This window comes from Pseudomonas sp. NFX224, assembly GCF_048565165.1.
Lineage (GTDB): Bacteria > Pseudomonadota > Gammaproteobacteria > Pseudomonadales > Pseudomonadaceae > Aquipseudomonas.
The window spans coordinates 3,526,003-3,544,944 of sequence record NZ_CP183416.1; the positions used below are offsets into that span (position 1 = coordinate 3,526,003).

Annotated in this window: 18 protein-coding genes; 11 read left to right on the forward strand and 7 right to left on the reverse strand. The window is 61.0% G+C overall.

Translation table 11 applies throughout. The features are described 5' to 3' along the window. Positions 1-222 precede the first annotated feature (222 nt). Complete coding sequence (gbcB, locus tag ACNYC6_RS15915) at positions 223-1,323, forward strand: glycine-betaine demethylase subunit GbcB (RefSeq protein ID WP_419708236.1); 1,101 nt, start codon at positions 223-225, stop codon at positions 1,321-1,323. Between the two features lie 121 nt (positions 1,324-1,444). Here gbcB and ACNYC6_RS15920 read toward each other — a convergent pair whose 3' ends face one another. Further along, on the reverse strand, positions 1,445-2,269 hold the full coding sequence (locus ACNYC6_RS15920) for an SDR family oxidoreductase (protein WP_419708237.1): 825 nt from the start codon (positions 2,267-2,269) through the stop codon (positions 1,445-1,447). A gap of 138 nt (positions 2,270-2,407) precedes the next feature. Further along, entirely contained in the window at positions 2,408-3,448 is a 1,041-nt protein-coding gene (locus tag ACNYC6_RS15925; RefSeq protein WP_419708238.1) for a low specificity L-threonine aldolase, read from the reverse strand. Between the two features lie 131 nt (positions 3,449-3,579). Here ACNYC6_RS15925 and ACNYC6_RS15930 point away from each other — a divergent pair, with 131 nt between their 5' ends. From ACNYC6_RS15930 to fdhA, 8 genes are all read left to right on the forward strand, one after another. Continuing rightward, positions 3,580-4,296, forward strand: a complete 717-nt coding sequence (locus tag ACNYC6_RS15930; protein WP_419708239.1) for a TraX family protein — start codon at positions 3,580-3,582, stop codon at positions 4,294-4,296. A gap of 282 nt (positions 4,297-4,578) precedes the next feature. After that, positions 4,579-5,832 carry a serine hydroxymethyltransferase gene (glyA, locus tag ACNYC6_RS15935; RefSeq protein ID WP_419708240.1) on the forward strand — a complete coding sequence of 418 codons (1,254 nt, stop codon included), beginning with the start codon at positions 4,579-4,581 and terminating at the stop codon, positions 5,830-5,832. 23 nt (positions 5,833-5,855) lie between these two features. Further along, positions 5,856-7,106 carry a sarcosine oxidase subunit beta gene (locus ACNYC6_RS15940; protein WP_007980419.1) on the forward strand — a complete coding sequence of 417 codons (1,251 nt, stop codon included), beginning with the start codon at positions 5,856-5,858 and terminating at the stop codon, positions 7,104-7,106. A 14-nt stretch (positions 7,107-7,120) separates the two neighbouring features. Next, positions 7,121-7,450 carry a sarcosine oxidase subunit delta gene (locus tag ACNYC6_RS15945; protein WP_047534309.1) on the forward strand — a complete coding sequence of 110 codons (330 nt, stop codon included), beginning with the start codon at positions 7,121-7,123 and terminating at the stop codon, positions 7,448-7,450. Then, a complete protein-coding gene (locus ACNYC6_RS15950; protein ID WP_419708241.1) occupies positions 7,447-10,464 on the forward strand; it encodes a sarcosine oxidase subunit alpha in 3,018 nt (1,005 codons plus the stop codon). Before ACNYC6_RS15945 ends, ACNYC6_RS15950 begins: the two co-directional genes overlap by 4 nt. A 143-nt stretch (positions 10,465-10,607) precedes the next feature. Beyond that, positions 10,608-11,240, forward strand: a complete 633-nt coding sequence (locus ACNYC6_RS15955; protein WP_419708242.1) for a sarcosine oxidase subunit gamma — start codon at positions 10,608-10,610, stop codon at positions 11,238-11,240. A gap of 203 nt (positions 11,241-11,443) precedes the next feature. Continuing rightward, a complete protein-coding gene (purU, locus tag ACNYC6_RS15960) occupies positions 11,444-12,301 on the forward strand; it encodes a formyltetrahydrofolate deformylase (RefSeq protein ID WP_419708243.1) in 858 nt (285 codons plus the stop codon). A gap of 199 nt (positions 12,302-12,500) precedes the next feature. Beyond that, positions 12,501-13,700 carry a formaldehyde dehydrogenase, glutathione-independent gene (fdhA, locus tag ACNYC6_RS15965; RefSeq protein ID WP_419708244.1) on the forward strand — a complete coding sequence of 400 codons (1,200 nt, stop codon included), beginning with the start codon at positions 12,501-12,503 and terminating at the stop codon, positions 13,698-13,700. Positions 13,701-13,773: 73 nt separating this feature from the next. Here fdhA and ACNYC6_RS15970 read toward each other — a convergent pair whose 3' ends face one another. The 3 genes from ACNYC6_RS15970 to ACNYC6_RS15980 are packed head-to-tail and all read right to left on the reverse strand — an operon-like array spanning position 13,774 to position 15,725. Further along, on the reverse strand, positions 13,774-14,448 hold the full coding sequence (locus ACNYC6_RS15970; RefSeq protein WP_419708245.1) for an anti-sigma factor: 675 nt from the start codon (positions 14,446-14,448) through the stop codon (positions 13,774-13,776). Beyond that, complete coding sequence (locus tag ACNYC6_RS15975; RefSeq protein ID WP_419708246.1) at positions 14,445-15,074, reverse strand: sigma-70 family RNA polymerase sigma factor; 630 nt, start codon at positions 15,072-15,074, stop codon at positions 14,445-14,447. The genes ACNYC6_RS15970 and ACNYC6_RS15975 overlap by 4 nt, the downstream gene beginning before the upstream one ends. 57 nt (positions 15,075-15,131) lie before the next feature. Next, positions 15,132-15,725, reverse strand: a complete 594-nt coding sequence (locus ACNYC6_RS15980; RefSeq protein ID WP_419708247.1) for a fasciclin domain-containing protein — start codon at positions 15,723-15,725, stop codon at positions 15,132-15,134. A gap of 291 nt (positions 15,726-16,016) precedes the next feature. Here ACNYC6_RS15980 and ACNYC6_RS15985 point away from each other — a divergent pair, with 291 nt between their 5' ends. Further along, on the forward strand, positions 16,017-16,574 hold the full coding sequence (locus ACNYC6_RS15985) for a DUF2780 domain-containing protein (protein WP_419708248.1): 558 nt from the start codon (positions 16,017-16,019) through the stop codon (positions 16,572-16,574). Here the strand turns inward: ACNYC6_RS15985 and ACNYC6_RS15990 are convergent, their stop codons facing one another. Beyond that, positions 16,575-17,462 (reverse strand): acyltransferase, encoded by an 888-nt coding sequence (locus tag ACNYC6_RS15990; RefSeq protein WP_419708249.1) that lies wholly within the window; start codon positions 17,460-17,462, stop codon positions 16,575-16,577. It abuts the gene before it with no gap. A gap of 165 nt (positions 17,463-17,627) precedes the next feature. On the opposite strand from ACNYC6_RS15990, the gene ACNYC6_RS15995 reads away from it, so the two are divergent. Further along, positions 17,628-18,131: an ATP-dependent zinc protease gene (locus ACNYC6_RS15995; RefSeq protein WP_419708250.1), complete on the forward strand. Its 504-nt coding sequence runs from the start codon at positions 17,628-17,630 to the stop codon at positions 18,129-18,131. Positions 18,132-18,303: 172 nt separating this feature from the next. On the opposite strand, the gene ACNYC6_RS16000 is transcribed toward ACNYC6_RS15995, so the two are convergent. Then, positions 18,304-18,933: a glutathione S-transferase gene (locus ACNYC6_RS16000; protein WP_419708251.1), complete on the reverse strand. Its 630-nt coding sequence runs from the start codon at positions 18,931-18,933 to the stop codon at positions 18,304-18,306. Positions 18,934-18,942 lie beyond the last annotated feature (9 nt).

The following is an 18,942-nucleotide window of genomic DNA, read 5'->3' on the forward strand; positions in this document are numbered from 1 at the left end:
AAGGTGTAAAAAAACTGTCGTTGTGTGGAGCGAGTGTGGGGCCGGCGCTGGCCAGAACCTTATCCATGGGCGACATGATGCAATCTGTTCCCGACGCGCAACCCCCGGTCGTTGCGGGCTGGTCGCGATAAGCATGTGAATGTCGCAGATAGGTAAATGGGCGGTTCGCGCTATACGCAGAATCGCCAACATGAAGGCCGACAGTCGGCCGTGGAGATCAGCATGTCCAACAGCTTCCTGAACCCGGTAACCACCCAGACCTGGGCCAATGGTCGACACATCGTCCGTTGCGTCAAAGTCATCCAGGAAACCTGGGATGTGCGCACCTTCTGTTTCATGGCCGACCAGCCGATCCTGTTCTTCTTCAAGCCTGGGCAATTCGTCACCCTGGAGCTGGAAATCGAAGGCCTGCCGATCATGCGCTCGTACACCATCTCCAGCTCGCCGTCGGTACCGTACAGCTTTTCGGTGACCATCAAGCGCGTGCCGGGCGGCAAGGTCTCCAACTGGTTGCACGACACCCTGCACGAAGGCCAGGAGCTGGCGGTACACGGCCCGGTCGGGCTGTTCAATGCCATGGACTTCACCGCGCCAAAGGTGCTTTACCTCAGCGGCGGTGTCGGTATCACACCGGTCATGTCCATGGCGCGCTGGTTCTACGACACCAACGCCAATGTCGACATGGTGTTTATCCACAGCGCCCGTTCGCCGAAGGACATCATTTATCATCGCGAACTGGAACACATGGCATCGCGGATCGAAAACTTCAGCCTGCACCTGATTTGCGAGAAGCATGGCATGGGTGAGCCCTGGGCCGGTTATCGCGGTTATCTCAACCAGCGAATGCTCGAATTGATGGCACCTGACTTTCTTGAGCGCGAAGTGTTCTGCTGCGGCCCGACGCCGTACATGAATGCGGTCAAGCGCTTGCTGGAAGCCGCGGGCTTCGACATGTCGCGTTATCACGAAGAATCCTTCGGCGCGACCCCGCCAGAAGCGCGCGCCGATGCAGTGGAACACGCCGAGCAGGCGGCCGACGCACCGGAACCCGACGTGGCGGATCTGCATCAGGTGGAATTCACCGCGTCAGGGAAAAGCATTCGCGTTGCGCCGGGCGAAACCGTTCACGCAGCAGCAGCGAAGGCTGGCTTGCTGATCCCGAAAGCCTGCGGCATGGGCATTTGCGGCACCTGCAAGGTATTGAAACTGGGCGGCGAAGTGGAGATGGAGCACAACGGCGGGATCACCGAAGAAGACGAAGCCGAAGGGTACATTCTGTCGTGCTGCAGTGTGCCGAAGGGGGATGTGCGGATCGAGTTTTGATGATTGCGCAATAATCCCTGTAGGCGCTCGCGATGGACGTCAACGATAACGCTGGCAACCTGACACTCCGTGGTGTTCTCAGGTTCATCGCGAGCAGGCTCGCTCCTACAGGGGAGGGTGTTTAGTCGATAAACAAGTCGGTCATCAACTTGTCGTTGCTGTCCGGCACGAACCGATAGTGCTCGAACTCCGTTACTCCGCTTTCTCGCAAAATCTCCTCATCAATCAACAAGCGCCCGGTCAGGCTGCGCCCGCTGCTGCTCAGGATGATATGTGCCGCATCCGCCATGATCGCTGGCGTACGCGCATGCTTGAACGACTCCCGCGACCCCAACTGAAACTCGATCGCTGCCGTGGCAATCATGGTCTGCGGCCACAGTGAATTGACGCTGATGCCGTAATTCCTGAATTCCTCGCTCATGCCCAGGGTCAGCATGCTCATGCCGTATTTGGTCACGGTGTACGGGCTGTATTGGGCGAACCATTGGGTGGCGAGGTTGAGGGGCGGGGACAGGTTGAGGATGTGTCCGCCGGATTTTTTCAGGTAGGGCAACGCGGCCTGACTGCACAGCAAAACGGCGCGGGTATTGATCTGGTGCATCAGGTCGAAACGCTTGAGTTCGATGTGCTGAACGCCGGTCAACTTGATCGCCCCGGCGTTGTTGACCAGCGCATCGATCGCGCCGAAATGTTCATTGGCCTGGGCCAGCGCTTCGCGCACGGCAACTTCATCGCGCACATCCACTTGCAAGGCCAGCGCCTTGCCGCCAGCGGCTTCCACTTCCTGCGCCACACTGAAAATCGTCCCCGGTAGCTTGGCGTGGGGGGCGGCGCTTTTGGCGGCGATCACAATGTTGGCGCCGTCACGCGCCGCGCGCAGCGCAATCTCGCGGCCTATGCCACGGCTGGCGCCGGTGATGAACAGGGTTTTGCCTTGCAAGGACATGCGCACGCTCCTGATTATTGTTATGTGAGCGGATCGGCTCGACAAACAATGTAGACGAAGTCTTCAGGTGCGGACGTTGAGAGGAGATTGGACGGGCTTGTAGCAGCTGGCGCAGGCTGCGCCAGCTGACAGGTTGAATCAGGCAGCCATCACTTCGCGGATGTCGCGGGCCAACTCACGCACGCGCTCTTCCTCGGTGTCCCACGAGCACATGAAGCGTGCGCCGCCGTTGCCGATGAAGGTGTAGAAGCGCCAGCCCCTGGCGGTCAGGGCGGCGATGGCCGGTTCCGAGAGTTGCAGGAACACGCCGTTGGCCTGCACCGGGAACATCAGTTCCACGCCTGGAATGTCGCTGACCAGTTCGGCGAGCAGTTGCGCGCAGTGGTTGGCGTGGCGGGCGTATTTGAGCCAGGCGTCGTTTTCCAGGATGCCGACCCACGGGGCCGACAGGAAGCGCATTTTCGACGCCAGTTGCCCGGCCTGTTTGCAGCGGTAGTCGAAGTCTTCAGCGAGTTTGTGGTTGAAGAACAGAATCGCCTCGCCCACCGCCATGCCGTTTTTAGTGCCGCCGAAGCACAGTACGTCGACGCCGGCTTTCCAGGTCAGGTCTGCCGGGGTGCAGCCGAGGAACGCGCAGGCGTTGGAGAAGCGCGCGCCGTCCATGTGCAGGTTCAGGCCCAGCTCTTTGCAGGTAGCGCTGATGGCGCGGATTTCGTCCGGGGTGTAGACGCTGCCGACTTCGGTGGCCTGGGTCAGGGTCACGACGCGCGGTTTCGGGTAGTGGATGTCCTGGCGCTTGAGCGCGACCTCGCGGATAGATTCCGGCGTCAGCTTGCCGTTTTCGGTACGGGCGATCAGCAACTTGGAACCGTTGGAGAAGAATTCCGGCGCGCCGCATTCGTCTGTTTCGACGTGGGCGGTTTCCGAGCAGATCACGCTGTGGTAACTCTGGCACAGCGACGACAGGGCCAGCGAGTTGGCGGCGGTGCCGTTGAAGGCGAAGAACACTTCGCAGTCGGTTTCGAACAGTTTGCGGAAATCGTCGGACGCGCGAGCGGTCCACTCATCGTCGCCGTAAGCGCGCTGGTGGCCATGGTTGGCCTGCTCCATGGCAGCCCAGGCTTCAGGGCAAATGCCGGAGTAGTTGTCGCTGGCGAATTGTTGGCTCTTGTCGGTCATGGCCTGCTTCCGTGGTCGGGACGCCTATGGTGAAGCGTTCCGTGGTCAATGAGGGTGCGCACTTTACCGAAGATCATTCGGGGGGCACACGGGATGTCGCTGTCAGAAAATTACAAGGATGCCGGCCAATTATGCACGTGAGACAGCGTGACGGTGCACTGGATCTGCTCAAGTGGCTGGCGCTGCTGAGCATGCTCCTCGATCACCTGCGATATGTCGGTTACTCCGCCGATTGGCTGTATGTGCCGGGACGGTTGGCGTTTCCGTGGTTTTGCCTGGCGATGGCGGCGAACCTGACACGGGCGTCGGCCGTCGCGACAAGCGGTCAGTGGCGTTATCTGGGCTGGATGTTGCTGTTTAGTGCGGCCAGCGAAATTCCCTACCGAATGTTCATTTCTCATCCCGACACGCTCAATGTGTTTCCAACACTGGCCCTTGGTCTGTTGGTGGCGCGGGGATGGCAGCAACCGGTGATGCAATCACGACTGCTGGCGGTCGGCGCTTTGGTGCTGGCGGCGTTTTTCTCCCAGCGATTGATGTTCGGTTTCTTTGGCGTGTTGTTGCCGTGGGTGATGCTGCTGGTGATCCGTCGCCCCTGGTACTTCGCGCTGCTGCCGGGAGTGATCTGTCTGGCCGCCAATCAATGGCAGGTGCTTTATTACTCCGTTCGGCTGGGCAATCACGTGGCCATGGCGGCGGTCGCCACTTGTCTGATTGCGCCATGGCTGGGGCTGTTCTTGTTGCGACACTTGCGTGACGTAAAACCACTGCCGATGCGGCGTTGGGCGTATGCGCTGTATCCCGTGCATTTCCTGCTGTTGCTCGCAGTGCGACAGGCCATCGCTTGACCCTGTGGGAGTGAGCCTGCTCGCGATGGCTGCGCCACAGTCATAATGATGTGGCTGACCCACCGCTATCGCGAGCAGGCTCGCTCCTACAGGGTATCTGCGCTGGATCAGGGGTTGTGTTCGGCAAGCCATTTTCCGCCATGTCGTAAACGCACCTTTGCGTGGCGCCCGTAGGCATTTGAACTCTCCAAGCCAGTCATACCATCGCTATCAAAGGGCACTGCCGAAACACCGGTGCCTTACCGAGACGAATGGCGCACAGATGCCGCTGGGAGAGACGCGATGTTCAGCAAGCAAGACCAGATCCAGGGTTACGACGATGCACTGTTGGCGGCGATGAATGCCGAGGAGCAACGTCAGGAAGATCACATCGAGCTGATCGCGTCGGAGAACTACACCAGCAAACGCGTGATGGAAGCGCAAGGCAGCGGCCTGACCAACAAGTACGCCGAAGGTTATCCGGGCAAGCGCTACTACGGTGGCTGTGAACACGTCGACAAGGTTGAAGCGCTGGCCATCGAACGCGCCAAACAACTGTTCGGCGCCGATTACGCCAACGTCCAGCCACACTCCGGCTCCTCGGCCAACAGCGCTGTTTACCTGGCCCTGCTGCAAGCCGGCGACACCATTCTGGGCATGAGCCTGGCCCACGGCGGTCACCTGACCCACGGCGCCAAAGTGTCGTCCTCGGGCAAGCTGTACAACGCCGTGCAGTACGGCATCGACACCAAGACCGGCCTGATCGATTACGACGAAGTCGAGCGCCTGGCCGTCGAGTGCAAGCCGAAGATGATCGTTGCCGGTTTCTCGGCTTACTCGAAGACGCTGGACTTCCCGCGTTTCCGTCAGATTGCCGACAAGGTCGGTGCGCTGCTGTTCGTCGACATGGCCCACGTGGCCGGTCTGGTCGCTGCCGGCCTGTACCCGAACCCGCTGCCTTACGCCGACGTGGTCACCACCACCACCCACAAGACCCTGCGCGGTCCACGTGGCGGCCTGATCCTGGCCAAGTCCAACGAAGAAATCGAGAAGAAGCTCAACGCTGCGGTGTTCCCCGGTGCCCAGGGCGGTCCGCTGATGCACGTCATCGCGGGTAAAGCCGTGTGCTTCAAAGAGGCGCTGGAGCCAGGCTTCAAGGCTTACCAGCAACAAGTGATCGACAACGCCCAGGCCATGGCCGGCGTGTTTATCAAACGCGGCTACGATGTAGTGTCCGGCGGCACCGATAACCACCTGTTCCTGGTCAGCCTGATCCGTCAGGGCCTCACCGGCAAAGAGGCGGACGCAGCACTCGGTCGCGCCCACATCACCGTTAACAAGAACGCTGTCCCGAACGATCCACAGTCGCCGTTCGTGACCTCCGGCCTGCGCATCGGCACCCCGGCGGTGACCACTCGCGGCTTCAAGGTTGCCCAGTGCGTGACGCTGGCCGGCTGGATCTGCGACATCCTCGACAACCTCGGCGACGCCGATGTCGAGGCCAATGTTGCCCAGCAAGTGTCGGCACTGTGCGCGGACTTCCCGGTTTATCGCTGAGCGCGGTTTTGGAGTAAATGACTATGCAACGCTATTCGGGCTTCGGCCTCTTCAAACACTCCCTCAGCCACCACGAAAACTGGCAGCGCATGTGGCGCACGCCGACCCCGAAAAAGGTCTACGACGTGGTCATCGTCGGCGGTGGCGGGCATGGTCTGGCGACCGCCTACTACCTGGCCAAGGAACACGGCATCACCAACGTGGCCGTGGTCGAGAAGGGCTGGCTGGGCGGCGGTAACACCGCGCGCAACACCACCATCGTTCGCTCCAACTACCTGTGGGACGAGTCGGCGCACCTGTACGAACACGCGATGAAACTGTGGGAAGGCCTGTCCCAGGATCTGAACTACAACGTGATGTTCTCCCAGCGCGGCGTCTACAACCTGTGCCACACCCTGCAGGACATCCGTGATTCCGAGCGTCGGGTCAGCGCCAACCGCCTCAACGGCGTCGACGGTGAACTGCTCGATGCCAAGCAAGTGGCCGACGAGATTCCGTACCTCGACTGCTCGAAGAACACTCGCTACCCGGTGATGGGCGCTACCGTCCAGCGTCGCGGCGGCGTGGCCCGTCACGATGCCGTGGCCTGGGGCTTTGCCCGTGCCGCCGACGCCTTGGGCGTGGACCTGATCCAGCAGACCGAAGTGATCGGTTTCCGCAAGGAAAACGGCGTGTGCATCGGCGTTGAAACCAACAAGGGCTTCATCGGCGCCAAGCGCGTTGGCGTAGTCACGGCCGGTAACTCCGGGCACATGGCCAAGCTCGCCGGTTTCCGCCTGCCGATCGAATCCCACCCGCTGCAAGCGCTGGTGTCCGAGCCGATCAAGCCCATTATCGACAGCGTGATCATGTCCAACGCCGTGCACGGTTACATCAGCCAGTCCGACAAGGGCGACCTGGTGATCGGCGCCGGTATCGACGGCTACAACGGCTACGGCCAGCGTGGTTCGTACCCGGTGATCGAGCACACCATCCAGGCCATCGTCGAGATGTTCCCGGTGTTGTCCCGCGTCCGCATGAACCGTCAGTGGGGCGGCATCGTCGACACCACGCCGGATGCTTGCCCGATCATTTCGAAAACCCCGGTGCCGAACATGTTCTTCAACTGCGGTTGGGGCACCGGCGGCTTCAAGGCGACACCTGGCTCGGGCAACGTGTTTGCCGCAAGCCTGGCCAAGGGTGAAATGCACCCACTGGCCGCACCTTTCTCCATCGACCGTTTTCACAACGGTGCGTTGATCGATGAACACGGCGCTGCTGCGGTTGCCCACTAACAGGAGAAATCCCCATGTTGCATATCTTCTGTCCTCACTGCGGCGAATTGCGCTCCGAAGAGGAATTCCACGCTTCCGGCCAGGCGCACATCCCGCGCCCACTGGATCCGAACAGCTGCACCGACGAGGAGTGGGGCGACTACATGTTCTTCCGCGACAACCCTCGCGGTCTGCACCATGAACTGTGGATTCACGCCGCCGGTTGCCGTCAGTACTTCAACGCCACCCGCGACACCGTGACCTACGAGATTCTCGAAACCTACAAGATCGGCACCAAGCCACAATTCACCGACAAGACCGATAGCCCGAAAGCGGCCAGCACGGCTCTGGGAGAGAAGGTATGAGCCAGATCAATCGCCTGTCCAACGGCGGACGGATCGACCGCAACAAAGTCTTGAGCTTCACCTTCAACGGCCAGAGCTACAAAGGCTTTGAAGGCGACTCGCTGGCCGCTGCACTGCTGGCCAATGGTGTCGACATCATCGGTCGCAGCTTCAAGTATTCCCGTCCGCGCGGCATCTTCGCTGCGGGCGCTGAAGAGCCGAACGCGGTGCTGCAGATCGGTGCCACCGAAGCCACGCAGATTCCGAACGTGCGTGCTACGCAACAAGCGTTGTACCAGGGTTTGGTCGCCACCAGCACCAACGGCTGGCCAAGCGTGAACAACGACATGATGGGGATTCTCGGCAAGGTCGGCGGTAAGCTGATGCCACCGGGTTTCTACTACAAAACCTTCATGTACCCGCAATCGTTCTGGATGACTTACGAGAAGTACATTCGTAAGGCTGCCGGTCTGGGCCGCTCGCCGACCGAGAACGATCCGGACACTTATGACTACATGAACCAGCACTGCGACGTGCTGATCGTCGGCGCCGGCCCTGCTGGCCTCGCCGCTGCATTGGCCGCTGCGCGCAGCGGTGCCCGTGTGATCCTCGCTGACGAGCAGGAAGAGTTCGGCGGCAGCCTGCTCGACTCCCGCGAAAGCCTCGACGGCAAGCCTGCAACCGAGTGGGTTGCCAGCGTCATCGCTGAACTGAAGAACACCCCGGACGTGCTGCTGTTGCCGCGCGCCACGGTCAACGGTTACCACGACCACAACTTCCTGACCATCCATGAGCGCCTCACCGATCACCTCGGCGACCGCGCACCGATTGGCCAGGTGCGTCAGCGTATTCACCGGGTTCGCGCCAAGCGCGTGGTACTGGCGACCGGCGCTCACGAGCGTCCGCTGGTCTACGGCAACAACGACGTGCCGGGCAACATGCTGGCCGGCGCTGTCTCGACTTACGTGCGCCGTTACGGCGTGGCTCCAGGCAAGAAACTGGTGCTGTCGACCAACAACGATCACGCCTACCGCGTTGCGCTGGATTGGCTCGACGCCAGCCTGCAAGTGGTGGCGATCGCTGACGCCCGCAGCAACCCGCGCGGTGCGCTGGTGGAAGAAGCACGCGCCAAAGGCATCCGCATCCTCACCGGGAGTGCCGTGATCGAGGCCCGTGGCAGCAAGCACGTGACGGCTGCTCGTGTCGCCGCCATCGATGTGAAGGGACACAAAGTCACCAGCCCGGGCGAATGGCTCGACTGCGACATCGTTGCCAGTTCCGGCGGCTACAGCCCGGTGGTTCACCTGGCATCGCACCTGGGTGGCAAGCCGACCTGGCGTGAAGACATCCTCGGTTTCGTACCGGGCGAAGCACCGCAGAAACGCGTGTGCGTCGGTGGCATCAATGGCGTCTATGGCCTCGGCGATTCGCTGGCCGACGGTTTTGAAGGCGGCGTGCGCGCAGCCAGTGAAGCCGGTTTTGGTCCGGTCGAAGCGACCTTGCCGAAAGCCTTGGCGCGTCAGGAAGAGCCGACTCTGGCGCTGTTCCAGGTGCCCCATGAAAAGAACACCGCACGGGCGCCGAAGCAATTCGTCGACCTGCAAAACGACGTCACCGCCGCCGCCATCGAACTGGCGACCCGCGAAGGCTTCGAGTCGGTCGAGCACGTAAAACGCTACACCGCGCTGGGCTTCGGCACCGATCAGGGTAAGCTCGGCAACGTCAACGGCCTGGCCATCGCCGCCCGTTCGCTGAACGTGACCATCCCGCAGATGGGCACCACCATGTTCCGCCCGAACTACACGCCGGTGACGTTCGGCGCCGTGGCCGGTCGTCACTGTGGGCACATCTTCGAACCTGTGCGTTTCACCGCACTGCATCACTGGCACCTGAAAAACGGGGCCGAGTTCGAAGACGTCGGTCAGTGGAAGCGTCCGTGGTACTTCCCGAAATCCGGCGAAGACATGCACGCCGCTGTGAAGCGCGAATGCAAAGCCGTGCGTGACAGCGTCGGCCTGCTGGACGCTTCGACCCTGGGCAAGATCGACATTCAAGGCCCGGATGCGCGTGAGTTCCTCAACCGCATCTACACCAACGCCTGGACCAAGCTCGATGTGGGCAAGGCGCGTTACGGCCTGATGTGCAAAGAAGACGGCATGGTGTTCGACGACGGCGTGACGGCTTGCCTGGCCGACAACCATTTCGTCATGACCACCACCACCGGCGGCGCTGCACGCGTGCTGCAATGGCTGGAAATCTACCAGCAGACCGAATGGCCAGACCTGAAGGTGTACTTCACTTCCGTGACGGATCACTGGGCGACCATGACCCTGTCCGGGCCGAACAGCCGCAAGCTGCTCAGCGAAGTCACCGACATCGACCTGAGCAACGAAGCGTTCCCGTTCATGACCTGGAAAGAAGGTCTGGTCGGTGGCGTGCCGGCGCGGGTGTTCCGGATTTCGTTTACCGGTGAGCTGTCGTACGAAGTCAACGTGCAAGCCGACTACGCCATGGGCGTGCTCGAGAAAATCGTCGACGCCGGCAAGAAATACAACCTGACCCCGTACGGCACCGAAACCATGCACGTCCTGCGGGCCGAGAAAGGCTTCATCATCGTCGGTCAGGACACTGACGGCTCGATGACCCCGGACGACCTGAACATGGGCTGGTGTGTTGGCCGCACCAAACCGTTCTCGTGGATCGGCCAGCGTGGCATGAACCGTGAGGACTGCGTGCGTGATCAGCGCAAGCAGTTGGTAGGCCTGAAGCCGATCGACCCGAACAAATGGCTGCCGGAAGGTGCGCAACTGGTGTTCAACACCAAGCAGGCGATCCCGATGACTATGGTCGGCCACGTGACCTCCAGCTACGCCCACAACTCCCTCGGCTATTCGTTTGCCATGGGCGTGGTCAAGGGCGGCCTGAACCGCATGGGTGAACGTGTGTTTGCACCACTGGCGGACGGCAGCGTGATCGAGGCGGAGATTGTTTCTTCGGTGTTCTTCGATCCGAAGGGTGATCGCCAGAATATTTGATGGCCTCGAGATCTGTGGGTGGGCTACCAATCGCCAGCAGGCTGGCTCCCACAGGGAAACGCGGTCGAATGTGGGAGCTAGCCTGCTGGCGATAGCGGCAGTGCAGCCCCACAGGAACCAACAGAATTCAGGAAAGGTGCTTTATGACCGCAGCCAATGTTTACCAACAACGCCCAACCACCGGGGCCAAGGCCGAGTCGTCGCTGCATCATGCCGACCTCGCCAGCCTGGTGGGCAAGGGTCGCAAGAGCGCCGGTGTAACCGTGCGTGAGAAAAAACTCCTCGGCCACTTGACCATCCGTGGTGATGGCCACGATGCAGCGTTTGCTGCTGGCGTGCACAAGGCTCTGGGCATCGAATTGCCCGGCGCACTGACCGTCATCGTCAAAGGCGAAACCAGCCTGCAATGGATGGGGCCGGATGAATGGCTGCTGATCGTGCCGACCGGCGAAGAATTCGCCGCCGAGCAAAAACTGCGTGAAGCGCTGGGCGACCTGCATATCCAGATCGTCAACGTCAGCGGTGGCCAGCAGATCCTCGAACTGAGCGGCCCGAACGTGCGCCAGGTGCTGATGAAATCCACCAGCTACGACGTGCACCCGAACAACTTTCCGGTGGGCAAAGCCGTCGGCACGGTGTTCGCCAAGTCGCAACTGGTGATCCGCCACACCGGTGAAGACACCTGGGAACTGCTGATCCGTCGCAGCTTCTCTGATTACTGGTGGTTGTGGTTGCAGGATGCTTCTGCCGAGTATGGGCTGAGCGTTCAGGCGTAACTCAGTGTCGTGTCATGACTGTTTTTGTGGCGAGGGAGCTTGCTCCCATTCGATTGCGAAGCAGTCGTAAACCTGAGTCCGCATTCTTCCTGAAAGAATGCGGTTGCTGGTTTTGGGGTCGCTTTGCAACCCAGCGGGAGCAAGCTCCCTCGCCACAGGTCTTCGCAGTCGCGTAGGTATTTTCGAACAGGAGTCACCGCACTATGAGCCGCGCCCCAGACACATGGATCTTGACCGCCGACTGCCCCAGCGTGCTCGGCACGGTGGACGCGGTGACCCGCTTTCTGTTCGAGCAGGGCTGCTACGTCACCGAACACCACTCGTTTGATGACCGGCTCTCGGGTCGTTTCTTCATTCGCGTGGAATTCCGCCAACCGGATGGCTTCGACGAGCAGTCGTTCCGCGCCGGTTTGCAGGAGCGCGGTGCAACGTTCGGCATGATCTTCGAACTGACCGCGCCGCACTATCGGCCGAAAGTGGTGATCATGGTTTCCAAGGCCGATCACTGCCTCAACGATTTGCTCTACCGCCAACGCATCGGCCAATTGTCGATGGACGTGGCCGCGGTGGTCTCCAACCACCCGGACCTCAAGCCATTGGCGGACTGGCACCAGATTCCGTACTACCACTTCCCGCTGGACCCCAACGACAAGCCGTCGCAGGAGCGTCAGGTGTTGCAGGTGATCGAAGACGCTGGCGCCGAACTGGTGATCCTTGCGCGCTACATGCAAGTGCTGTCGCCGGAGCTGTGCCGCAAACTCGATGGCAAGGCGATCAACATTCACCACTCCCTGTTGCCCGGTTTCAAGGGCGCCAAGCCTTATCACCAGGCCTACAACAAGGGCGTGAAACTGGTCGGCGCCACGGCGCACTACATCAACAACGACCTCGATGAAGGGCCGATCATTGCCCAGGGCGTCGAGGTGGTGGATCACAGTCATTACCCGGAAGACCTGATTGCCAAGGGGCGAGATATCGAAGGACTGACCCTGGCGAGAGCCGTTGGTTATCACATTGAGCGCAGGGTGTTTCTCAACGCCAATCGCACCGTCGTTCTCTAGACCGCCATCGCTGGCAGGCCAGCTCCCACAGGTTTTGGGTTGTTCACAAATCCTGTGTCCACGCGAATCACTGTGGGAGCTAGCCTGCTAGCGATGAGGCCCTGACAAGCAATACAAGAAACAGCATCTATACCCGAGCATTCAACGCGCTGCCTGCCTGGGCAACGCGGTTCCATAAAAACAACAGCGAGGTGAAAGCATGTCTGGCAATCGTGGTGTGGTGTATCTCGGCGCTGGCAAGGTCGAAGTACAGAAAATCGACTATCCGAAAATGCAGGACCCGCGTGGTCGCAAGATCGAGCACGGGGTCATTCTCAAAGTGGTTTCCACCAACATCTGCGGCTCCGACCAGCACATGGTGCGCGGTCGCACGACGGCTCAAACCGGCCTGGTGCTGGGTCATGAGATCACCGGTGAAGTGATCGAGAAGGGCAGTGACGTCGAGAACCTGAAAATCGGCGACCTGGTGTCCGTGCCGTTCAACGTGGCTTGCGGGCGCTGCCGTTCCTGCAAGGAGCAACACACCGGTGTATGCCTGACCGTCAACCCGGCCCGCGCCGGTGGCGCCTACGGTTACGTCGACATGGGCGACTGGACCGGTGGCCAGGCTGAATACGTGCTGGTGCCATACGCCGACTTCAACCTGCTGAAACTGCCGGACCGCGACAAGGCCATGGAGAAAATCCGCGACCTGACCTGCCTCTCCGACATCCTGCCGACCGGTTACCACGGTGCCGTGACTGCCGGCGTCGGCCCTGGCAGCACCGTGTACATTGCCGGCGCCGGTCCTGTCGGCCTGGCCGCTGCCGCCTCGGCACGTTTGCTCGGTGCCGCCGTGGTGATCATCGGCGACGTCAACACCATTCGCCTGGCACACGCCAAGGCACAGGGTTTTGAGATCGTCGACCTGTCCAAAGACGCACCGCTGCACGAGCAAATCGCCGCACTGCTGGGCGAACCGGAAGTGGATTGTGCCGTGGACTGCGTCGGCTTCGAAGCCCGCGGTCACGGTCATGACGGCGTCAAACACGAAGCCCCGGCCACTGTACTCAACTCGCTGATGGGCGTGGTGCGCGTGGCTGGCAAGATCGGCATTCCAGGCCTCTACGTCACCGAAGACCCCGGTGCTGTCGACGCCGCCGCGAAAATGGGCAGCCTGAGCATCCGCTTCGGTCTCGGCTGGGCCAAATCCCACAGCTTTCACACCGGCCAGACCCCGGTGATGAAGTACAACCGCGCGCTCATGCAAGCGATCATGTGGGACCGCATCAACATTGCCGAAGTGGTGGGTGTGCAGGTGATCAGCCTGGATCAGGCGCCGGAAGGGTATGGCGAGTTCGATGCGGGTGTGCCGAAGAAGTTTGTGATTGATCCGCACAAACTGTTCAGCGCGGCGTAAGGCTTCAGGCTTAACAAAACGGCGACCTTCGAGTCGCCGTTTTGCTGTTCGGGCGAGAGAAGTGTCGTCGCCTTCAGAGCGCCGCCAACGCGCCCTGATACAACACCGGCCCCGTCGGTTGACCGGTTGGCGAACCACCCTTCGGTTCAAGGCTCACCGCCAGCGCAATCGGCTTGCCGATAAGTGCCTTCTGCGCCTCGCTCAACTCAAGCCTGCCTTTGCCGCCCGTCGGGATCACACCGAGGGAAACCGGTTTGCCATCCGCCGGTATCGCCCACAATTCCAGGCTCTGTCCCGGCGTAATGACCGCCAATGCCAGCGGTTCGACTTGCAGGTAATTCTCATGGGCCTGAACGCGCAATGCCGGTTGTGCTTCGGCGCTGGTCAGGGTTGCGCTGTAGTGGGCGTCATCGCGGGTGTAGATCACGCCGAGGGTCAAGGCGATCACCAACGAACAAACGGCCATGGTCACCCGCAGCCAGGTCCAGAACGGTCGCTTGTGCGGTACGTGCAATTCTTGCGGGTCGATGCGTGCAGTGATGCCTTGCCAGACGCGATCCGGCACGGGTTGCTCGACCACGGCGCCGGTCAGGCTGGCGAGGCTGTCCTGCCACTGCGCCAGTTCCATGCGCAGGGCGGCGTCTTGGAGCAGCAATTGTTCAAAGCGACGGCGAGCGGCAGAAGACATCAGGCCAATGGCGTAGTCGGCAGCGAGGGCGCGGCGCAGGGTGGGGGTCTGGTAGTTCATGATTCAAGGCACCTGCGCAGGCGCTCCATGCCACGGCGGATCCAGGATTTTACCGAGCCAAGCGGTGCAGCCAGATGCTCGGCCAGTTCGGAACACGACAGGCCCTGAAAATAGGCGACGGTGATCGACTGGCGTTGCATGCCTTCGAGGGTGTCCAGGCAGCGGTTCAGGGCGCTGGCCTCGCGGGCACTGTTGAGTTGTTCGTGGGCCGAGGGACTTTCGTCCACCAGCGCTTGTTGTTCGAGATCGCTCAGCGGGCGGTCGCGGTGTTTGCGCAATTGGTCGATGGCCTGATTGCGGGTGATGTTGATCATCCAGGTCAAGGGCGACGACAGGTGCGCCTCATAGCGCGAAGCGTTGTTCCAGATGCGCACGAAGCTTTCCTGCAGCACTTCTTCAGCCAGGTCAGAACGGCCCATGAACCGCAGGGCAACACCGTGCAAACGCGGCCCGACACTGCGGTAGAGCGTCTCGAAAGCGCGACGGTCGCCCAGTGAACACTGGGCCAGGAGTTGCCTGAGCTGATCGGTGTCGGCGATGGAAATAACGGTTCTCCTGACGTAGGGCTGCGCGCAAGGCCGGGTGCAGGCAGAGGTTAGTTCACGACCCGCCGTTGTTCCATTCACAGACCGATACCTCGAAAAAAATCCGCCGACCCCGATGCGCAGGATCGGCGGCCTCCCTCACCCTTTGGGCATCAGTACTTTGTCGATGACCTGAATCACGCCATTGGACTGGTACACGTCATAGGTGGTGATGTCGGCGACGTCGCCTTTTTCATCCTTGAGGGTGATGTTGTGCGGGCCGTTCATCATCGCCCACAGCTTGCCACCGGCGACGGTGGTGAGTTCGGTCTTGCCGCCACCGGCCTTGATCTTCTGGGTCAGGGTGGCCATGTCGAGTTTGCCGGCGACCACGTGGTAGGTGAGGATTTTGGTCAGGGTGGCTTTGTTTTCCGGTTTGAGCAGGGTGTCGACGGTGCCGGCGGGCAGGGCGGTGAACGCCGAGTTGACTGGTGCGAACACGGTGAACGGGCCTTTTCCCTTGAGGGTGTCGACCAGCCCGGCGGCTTTGACGGCGGCGACGAGGGTGGTGTGGTCGGCGGAGTTCACCGCGTTATCGACGATGTCTTTGCTCGGCAGCATGCTTTGGCCGCCGACCATGACGCCGTCGTGGCTCATGGTGGCCGCCTGCACGGTGCTCAAGGCGAGTCCGCCACCAAGGGCCAGGGTCAGCAGGCTGGCAATCAACGGGGTTTTGATCGAAGTGCGTTTCATGGTGATGATCCTTGTGGGGAGAATCGGCCAGGAGTGTCTGTCCGTGCTTGATATACGTGGGCGGGGGGAGACTGGATGCAGCGGCGGGTGATTATTTTTCTGTAGGGGTGAGCTTGCTCGCAATGGACGTTAACGATAACGCGTACATCCTGGGTCAACGCGTTGCCCGCAAGTCCATCGCGAGCGAGCTCGCTCCTACATGAGTGGGGCGGGAACAATCCTGAGGGGTTTCAGTCCAACGAGCAGTTTTTCGCCGCTCATCACGGGGCGGTTTTCTTAGAGGGTGTCTGAATGAAGATTTCACGCGGTTTTGCACTGGCATCGCTCATGACCCTGGCGGCCAGCCCGGTGTTTGCCCAGTTCAGTCTGGGCGATGCGGCCAATGCCATTTCGGGCATGAAGGGCGGTGATACCGCTGCGGCGGCAGCGCCGACGCCGGAAACGGCGGGGTTGCTCGGTGCCTTGAGCCAATTGAACGTGACCCCGCAACAAGCCGTCGGCGGCACGGGCGCGATGCTTGGGTTGGCGAAGAATCAGCTGAGCTCGACCGACTATTCGGAACTGGCCAAAAGTGTGCCGGGCATCGACAAGTTGTCGGGCGGTGGCGAGTTGGGGGCACTGGCCGGTTTGCTTGGCTCCAGCGGCAAGGCCGCCGGGCTGGATAACGCGTTGGGCAACGTCAAGGACACCAACGACCTGAACAACGCCTTCAGCGCCCTGGGCATGGACAGCGGCATGATTGGCCAGTTTGCCCCGGTGATCCTGCAATACCTCGGTCAGCAGGGCGTTGGTGGTTCGCTGCTGCAAAGCCTTGGCGGGATCTGGGGCACTGGCACCACCGGTAGTTGATCAGCGGCTTTCGGCGCGCAACGCGTCGATGCGTTGATCCTTCTCGGTCCAGAGCTGGTTGACCCAGTTCTGGACCGTTTCACGAAACTGCGGGTCGTTTTCGTAATCGCCCTGCAGCAGCGCGGGCGCGAGTTCGCGGGTCTTGATGTCGATGATGACCCTTGGCACGTTACCGCTGATCAAGTCCCAGAACCCCGGAATTTTCTGCTGCGGGTAAACCACCGTCACATCGAGAATTCCATCCAGCTGTACGCCCATCGCCGCCAGCACAAACGCCACGCCACCGGCCTTTGGCCTGAGCAGGTGAGTGAATGGAGACTGCTGCTGAGCGCTTTTGGCGGCGGTAAAACGCGTGCCTTCCAGATAATTGACGATCGTGACCGGCTGCCGCTTGAACAGCTCGCAAGCCTGTTTGGTGATCTCCAGATCCTTGCCCGCCAGTTCCGGGTGCCTGGCCAGAAACGCCTTGGTATAGCGTTTCATGAACGGGTAATCCAGCGCCCACCAAGCCAGGCCCAGGAACGGCACCCAGATCAGCTCTTTCTTGAGGAAGAATTTGAAGAACGGCGTGCGTCGATTCAGTGTCTGGATCAACGCCGGGATATCGACCCAGGATTGATGGTTGCTGATCACCAGATACGAGGTATCACGGCGCAGATCGTCGCCACCGCGAATGTCCCATCGCGTCGGGATGCAGCAGCGGAAGATCAGCTTGTCGATTTCCGACCAGGTCTCGGCGATCCACATCACCGCCGTAGAGGCGTAATCGCGAAAGCGTCCGGACAGAACCAGTTTGAACAGGGCCAACGCCATCAATGGGCCGATCAGGATCAGGGTGTTGAGCAACAGCAGCAGGGTAACGAAACAGCCGGTGAGCAGGCGGCGCATAGGCAACTCTTGAAAACGTGTGGGCGCGCCATGATAAGCAGCTTCGGGCGGGAGGCCAAATCGGTGCTGACGAATGTTTCACTTCCGTGCCGTTAACCTTGTGGGAACGATCATGTGCGCAACGGTCTAAAATCCCGCTGTTCACTTCTCATGGAAGCCTTTTACGTGAAATCCCTACTCGCACTGCTTTCCCTCATCGCCCTGCCGGTCATGGCCGCCGAGCCGACCCTGTACGGGCGTTACGAATACATTGCGCTGCCGGAAATCGGCGGCGAAGTGCTCAAGGCCAAGATGGACACTGGCGCCCTGACCGCATCGCTGTCGGCCAAAGACATCGAAACCTTCACCCGCGATGGCGAAGACTGGGTGCGTTTCCGCCTCGCCACCAAAGATGCGAGCAACAAAGTCTACGAGCACAAGGTCGCGCGGATCAGCAAGATCAAGACCCGCTCCGAAGAAGACGAAGATGAAGACACCGCCGCGCCTACCAAGCGCCCGGTGGTCGATCTGGAATTGTGCCTGGGCAGCGTCAAGCGCACGGTCGAGGTCAACCTGACCGACCGCAGCAGCTTTAACTACCCACTGTTGATCGGTGCCAAGGCGTTGCGTGAGTTTGGCGCGGCGGTGAATCCGGCACGACGGTTTACGGCGGACAAGCCGGATTGCTGACGGCCAGTGGTCTCATTGACGTGAGATAAGGCTTGAGTTCAGCCACCGGGCTCGGACGCCTTGCCTTTATTAAGGTTGCAGGGGGGCTGCAACATAGAATCTCCCACATGAGATCGCGGTCAACAGTGGGAGCGAGCCTGCTCGCGATGAGGCCGGACCCATCAGCGAAAATTCAAACCTTCGGCATCGTCGCAATCATCGAAGGTCGCTGGCTCACCTCGAAATACCACGCCGCCAATTGCGGATTCGCCGTGCGCCAGTCCAGGTCCGGATGACGCAAGTCCACGTAACCCAAGGCACATGCCACGCTGATCGCGGCCACGTCGAAGTGGCTGGTCAGCTCGGCGATGGCGTCTTTTTCCAGTAGCGCCAGGGCGCGGCGGATCTTGTCGCGTTGGCCGTCGAGGTACGCGTCCCAGTGTTTTTCCGGGGCACGCAGGACGACTTCGTAGCGCACCAGCACGGCGGCATCCATGATCCCGTCGGCCAGGGAGGCCAGGGTCAGACGGCGCCAGCGGGCCGAGCCTTCGCGGGGGATCAGCGGGTTGCCGACGTGTTGGTGGTCGAGGTAGTCGAGGATCACCCGGCTGTCGTGGATGACGTTGCCGTCAGCCAGGCGCAGGGCGGGGATTTTGCTCAGGGGGTTGTCATCGATCAGCGCCAGATCCGGATCGACCGGGGTGAGCACGCAGTTCTGCAGGGCGACGCGGTCCTGTTGACCGGTTTCGTGCAGCAGCACCATGACTTTACGGACGAAGGGGGAAAGGGAGTTGTGGTACAGGGTCATGCTCGGGGCGGACATGGCAACGTC

Coding starts and splice junctions, on each gene's coding strand:
- gbcB (WP_419708236.1), top strand. CDS start 223: ATGTCCAACAGCTTCCTGAACCCGGTAACCACCCAGACCTGGGCCAAT.
- ACNYC6_RS15920 (WP_419708237.1), bottom strand. CDS start 2,269: ATGTCCTTGCAAGGCAAAACCCTGTTCATCACCGGCGCCAGCCGTGGC.
- ACNYC6_RS15925 (WP_419708238.1), bottom strand. CDS start 3,448: ATGACCGACAAGAGCCAACAATTCGCCAGCGACAACTACTCCGGCATT.
- ACNYC6_RS15930 (WP_419708239.1), top strand. CDS start 3,580: ATGCACGTGAGACAGCGTGACGGTGCACTGGATCTGCTCAAGTGGCTG.
- glyA (WP_419708240.1), top strand. CDS start 4,579: ATGTTCAGCAAGCAAGACCAGATCCAGGGTTACGACGATGCACTGTTG.
- ACNYC6_RS15940 (WP_007980419.1), top strand. CDS start 5,856: ATGCAACGCTATTCGGGCTTCGGCCTCTTCAAACACTCCCTCAGCCAC.
- ACNYC6_RS15945 (WP_047534309.1), top strand. CDS start 7,121: ATGTTGCATATCTTCTGTCCTCACTGCGGCGAATTGCGCTCCGAAGAG.
- ACNYC6_RS15950 (WP_419708241.1), top strand. CDS start 7,447: ATGAGCCAGATCAATCGCCTGTCCAACGGCGGACGGATCGACCGCAAC.
- ACNYC6_RS15955 (WP_419708242.1), top strand. CDS start 10,608: ATGACCGCAGCCAATGTTTACCAACAACGCCCAACCACCGGGGCCAAG.
- purU (WP_419708243.1), top strand. CDS start 11,444: ATGAGCCGCGCCCCAGACACATGGATCTTGACCGCCGACTGCCCCAGC.
- fdhA (WP_419708244.1), top strand. CDS start 12,501: ATGTCTGGCAATCGTGGTGTGGTGTATCTCGGCGCTGGCAAGGTCGAA.
- ACNYC6_RS15970 (WP_419708245.1), bottom strand. CDS start 14,448: ATGAACTACCAGACCCCCACCCTGCGCCGCGCCCTCGCTGCCGACTAC.
- ACNYC6_RS15980 (WP_419708247.1), bottom strand. CDS start 15,725: ATGAAACGCACTTCGATCAAAACCCCGTTGATTGCCAGCCTGCTGACC.
- ACNYC6_RS15985 (WP_419708248.1), top strand. CDS start 16,017: ATGAAGATTTCACGCGGTTTTGCACTGGCATCGCTCATGACCCTGGCG.
- ACNYC6_RS15990 (WP_419708249.1), bottom strand. CDS start 17,462: ATGCGCCGCCTGCTCACCGGCTGTTTCGTTACCCTGCTGCTGTTGCTC.
- ACNYC6_RS16000 (WP_419708251.1), bottom strand. CDS start 18,933: ATGTCCGCCCCGAGCATGACCCTGTACCACAACTCCCTTTCCCCCTTC.